The organism is Micromonospora sp. 4G55 (genome assembly GCF_016803375.1).
Map to the genome: position 1 here is coordinate 1 of NZ_JAEVHN010000611.1, position 3,627 is coordinate 3,627.

The 3,627-nt window shown below is 73.4% G+C and carries 4 protein-coding genes and 2 pseudogenes; 5 read left to right on the forward strand and 1 reads right to left on the reverse strand.

From position 1 onward, the window contains the following. Positions 1-96: 96 nt before the first annotated feature. The 3 genes and pseudogenes from JNW89_RS39255 to JNW89_RS30935 form a co-directional block, all read left to right on the forward strand. Positions 97-270, forward strand: a pseudogene (locus tag JNW89_RS39255) (hypothetical protein); the annotation flags it as partial. A 73-nt stretch (positions 271-343) separates the two neighbouring features. After that, positions 344-631: an SCO7613 C-terminal domain-containing membrane protein gene (locus JNW89_RS30930; RefSeq protein WP_238451767.1), complete on the forward strand. Its 288-nt coding sequence runs from the start codon at positions 344-346 to the stop codon at positions 629-631. A gap of 121 nt (positions 632-752) precedes the next feature. Further along, positions 753-1,799 (forward strand): acyl-CoA desaturase, encoded by a 1,047-nt coding sequence (locus JNW89_RS30935; RefSeq protein ID WP_238451768.1) that lies wholly within the window; start codon positions 753-755, stop codon positions 1,797-1,799. Positions 1,800-1,861: 62 nt separating this feature from the next. Here the strand turns inward: JNW89_RS30935 and JNW89_RS30940 are convergent, their stop codons facing one another. Continuing rightward, on the reverse strand, positions 1,862-2,632 hold the full coding sequence (locus JNW89_RS30940; RefSeq protein WP_238451769.1) for a hypothetical protein: 771 nt from the start codon (positions 2,630-2,632) through the stop codon (positions 1,862-1,864). A gap of 214 nt (positions 2,633-2,846) precedes the next feature. Between JNW89_RS30940 and JNW89_RS30945 the strand changes: the two genes are divergently transcribed. Both JNW89_RS30945 and JNW89_RS30950 read left to right on the forward strand, forming a co-directional pair. Beyond that, on the forward strand, positions 2,847-3,140 hold the full coding sequence (locus JNW89_RS30945; RefSeq protein ID WP_154942219.1) for a 4a-hydroxytetrahydrobiopterin dehydratase: 294 nt from the start codon (positions 2,847-2,849) through the stop codon (positions 3,138-3,140). Next, a pseudogene (locus tag JNW89_RS30950) lies at positions 3,137-3,627 on the forward strand (FHA domain-containing protein); the annotation flags it as partial. The gene JNW89_RS30945 and the pseudogene JNW89_RS30950, both read left to right, overlap by 4 nt.

Here is a 3,627-nt window from a genome sequence, read left to right on the forward strand (position 1 = left end):
CAGGCCGTGGCGCTGGTGGCGCTGCTGCTCGCCGTGGCCGCCCCGCGCCACGCGGCGGCGGTCTGCGTGCTGTGGGGCGCGGCGGTGGCGCCGCGGGTGCTGCGGCGGGGCGAGTCCGCCGACCGGCGATGGGCCTTCGCGGGCATCGCCAGCGGCAGCGAACTGCTCGGCGCCTGGCTGCTGCTCGCCGCCGGCGGGGTGGTGCTGCTGGAGGCGTACACCCTGCCGGCGGCGGGACTGGCGCTGGTCGCCGGGGTGGTCGCGCTGCGTACCCGGGCGGGGTTGACCAGCTGGCTGGCGCTCGGCCCGGGGCTGGCCGCCGGGCTGCTGCGGCCTGGTGTCGGTGCTGGTCGCTCCCGAGCCCCAGCCCTGGCGACGCTGCTGCTCGGGGGTCGCCGCGCTGGGCGTGGTGCTCGCCGGGGCCACCCGCCGCTGGCAGGCGCCGGTGGTGCTCGGGGGGACCACGCTGACCCTGCTGGCCCTGCACGAGCTGGTCCGCGGCTGGGACCTGCTGCCCCGGTGGATCTTCCTGGCCGTCGGCGGGTTCGCGTTGATCGCCCTCGCCGCCACCTACGAGCGGCGGCGGCGTGACCTGACCCGGCTGCGCGCGGCCGTCGGCCGGATGGGCTGAGGTAGGGGCAACACCACCACGAATCGGGGTGTTGCCATGATTACCAGGCGCAACGGTCGCCGCGAGAATCAAGGGTGGGCCCGCCAACGGGTGTGGCCCGGACCGAGGACAGGGAGCGGAGATGGCGCGTTCAGCGGTGGCGGACCAACCGGTACGACGCGGCAGTGACTATGCCGTGTTGTCCCGACGGATCAGCGAGGCGGGCCTGCTGGAGCGCCACCCCGGCCGGTACGCGGTGCGCATCGCGCTGACGGCGACCTTCTTCCTGGCAGGGTGGGCCGCGGTGGTGGCGGTCGGGAACTCGTGGGCGCAGCTGCTGATGGCGGTGGGCATGGCGGTGGCCACCACCCAGGTCGCCTTCCTCGGCCACGACGCCGGGCACCGGCAGATGTTCCGCCGCCGGGGCCCGAGCGAGCTGGCCGGTCTGCTCGCCGGCAACCTGGCGGTCGGACTCAGCTACGGCTGGTGGGTCGACAAGCACAACCGGCACCACGCCAACCCCAACCACACCGACGAGGACCCGGACGTCGGCGGCGGCGCGCTGGTCTGGACCTACGAGCAGGCGGCGGCGACGCCGCCCTACCTGCGTTGGCTGGCGCGGCGGCAGGCCTGGCTGTTCTTCCCGATGCTGCTGCTGGAGGGCTTCCACCTGCACGTGGCCAGCGTCCGGGCCCTGGTCGGCCGGGCGGACGGCGGCTGGCGGACGCCGATGCGGCACCGGGGGGTGGAGGCGCTGCTGCTCGTCGCGCACGCCGCCGGCTACCTGGGGCTGATCTTCGCCGTGATGTCGCCGGGGAAGGCGCTCGCCTTCATCGCCATCCACCAGGGCCTCTTCGGCCTCTACATGGGCTGCGCGTTCGCCCCCAACCACAAGGGCATGCCGATGCCGACGGACGACGACGGCCTGGACTACCTGCGCAAGCAGGTGCTCACCTCGCGCAACGTGCGGGGCGGCCGGTTCGTCGACGTCGCGCTGGGCGGGCTCAACTACCAGATCGAGCACCACCTGTTCCCGAACATGCCTCGGGGCAACCTGCGCCGGGCGCAGCCGATCGTGGCGGCGTACTGCGCCGAGCGCGAGGTCCCGTACGTCGAGACCGGGCTGGTCGAGTCGTACCGGCAGGCGCTGGCGCACCTGCACGAGGTGGGCCGGCCGCTGCGCGGCTGACCCTCGTACGCACGACGGGGCGGCACCGGTCACGGTGCGCGTCGCGTCCGGGTACGGGGCGGTCAGCCGCCGAACGCCTTGATCAGCTCTTCCGGGGCCTCCTGGGTCTGGCTGGCCGGCGGCTTCTGCGGGGCGACGGCCGCGCCGAAGTCCGTGTAGGTGGTCTTGAGCTTGCCCGCCGCTGGGGACAGCACGGTGGTGTCGACGACCAGCTCGATCAGCCGGCCCTGGTCGTCGGTCTTCGCGGTGAACGGCACCGCCTTGGCCTTGGCGCCGAGCGCCTTGATGCCCTTGTCGTCCGGCTTGGCCTTGGTGTAGTCGAGGGTGCCGGCGAAGGCGTGCTCACCGGTCTTCTCGACCTCGGTGACCCCCTTGATCATCTGCTTGGCGCCGCCCGGGTCGCCGTCCGGCATCAGGTTCATCTGACCGCTGGCGCCGAGCTTGGTGGCGTCCATGTGCAGCCACTTCTTCGGGGCGCCCGCCATGCCGCTGATCTTCATCCAGGCGTCGTCGCCGAGGGTGATCATCCGGACCTTGCCCTGGCTGCCCATGTCGAGGGTCATGTCCATCGCCTTGGTCCGCGGGTCCATCAGGCCACCGCCGCTGAGCACCGACGAGGTGATGGTGGCCCGGACGCTGTCCTCGTTGAGCTTGAGCGCGGCGGCGGTCAGCTCGTCGAGCGGGGCGACCGACGGGCTGCTGCTCGGGGCGACGCTCGCGGCGCTTCCGCCGGCGGCTGGAGTGTCCGCTCCGTCCTTGTTGCCGCAGCCGGTCAGCAGACCCAGCGCGGCGACGAGCGCGACCCCCGTGGTCGCCAGCCGTCGAGTGTTCATTGTGGATTACTCCTCGTGAAGGGTGGGCCGGTGCGGCGCGTGCTGCCCGCCACCGGCCGGGCCGTCGGTCAGCGTAGCGGGCGAAAGCGACAGTCGGGTGTCGATGTCCGTCCGCCGTCGCCCTCGGTGCCCGACCCGGCACACCTGGTCAACGGCCGCCGACGCGCCTCCGGCGCGTCGGGCCCGCCCAGGCCGGTGCCGGTAGGGTCGGGCCATGACAGACCTGCTCACCGCCGAGGCGGTGCGAGAGAAGCTGGGCGGGCTGGCGGACTGGTCGGGCGACCCGACTCAGATCAGCCGCACCGTCGAACTGGGCAGCTTCCCGGCCGCCATCGCCGTGGTCGACCGGGTGGCGGAGGTGGCCGAGCGACTCGACCACCACCCCGACATCGACATCCGGTGGCGGACCGTGACCTTCCGCTGCGTCACCCACTCCGCCGGTGGGGTCACCCACCGGGACGTGGAGCTGGCGCGCCAGATCGACGACATCGTCCGGAGCGCCCGATGAGATTCGAGATCAGCAAGGTGCTGGACGCCATCGAGGGGCGCGTCTGCACCGACCCGTCACTGGCCCGGGCCGTCCTCGACCTGGCCGAGGTGATCCGCTACCAGGACCTCGACGGTGGCCGGCCGGCCAGCCTGCTGCGGCTGGGCATGGTGATCGACGCCCTCTCCCGCGAGCTGGAGGAGGACAGCGTCCCGGTCTACGCCGTGGTGCACCGGGCGTTGCTCTCCGACGCCGACCTCACCTCCAACGAGCGGATGGTGGTCCGGCGCTGGGCCGACGACGGCCTGGTCGAGGTGCTGGACAACCCGGGCGACCGGATGCTGGAGGTGGCCGACCTGCTCGGCCTGCCGGTGCTCACCCGGGTCCGGTTCGACGGCCTGCGGGGCCGGTTCCCGTGGCTGGTGGAGCAGCCGGGCCGGGTGCTCGCGCCGGTGCCCGGCGCCGGCGGCCCGGTCTTCGTCGCGCACGTCGGCGGCGGCCCGACCCC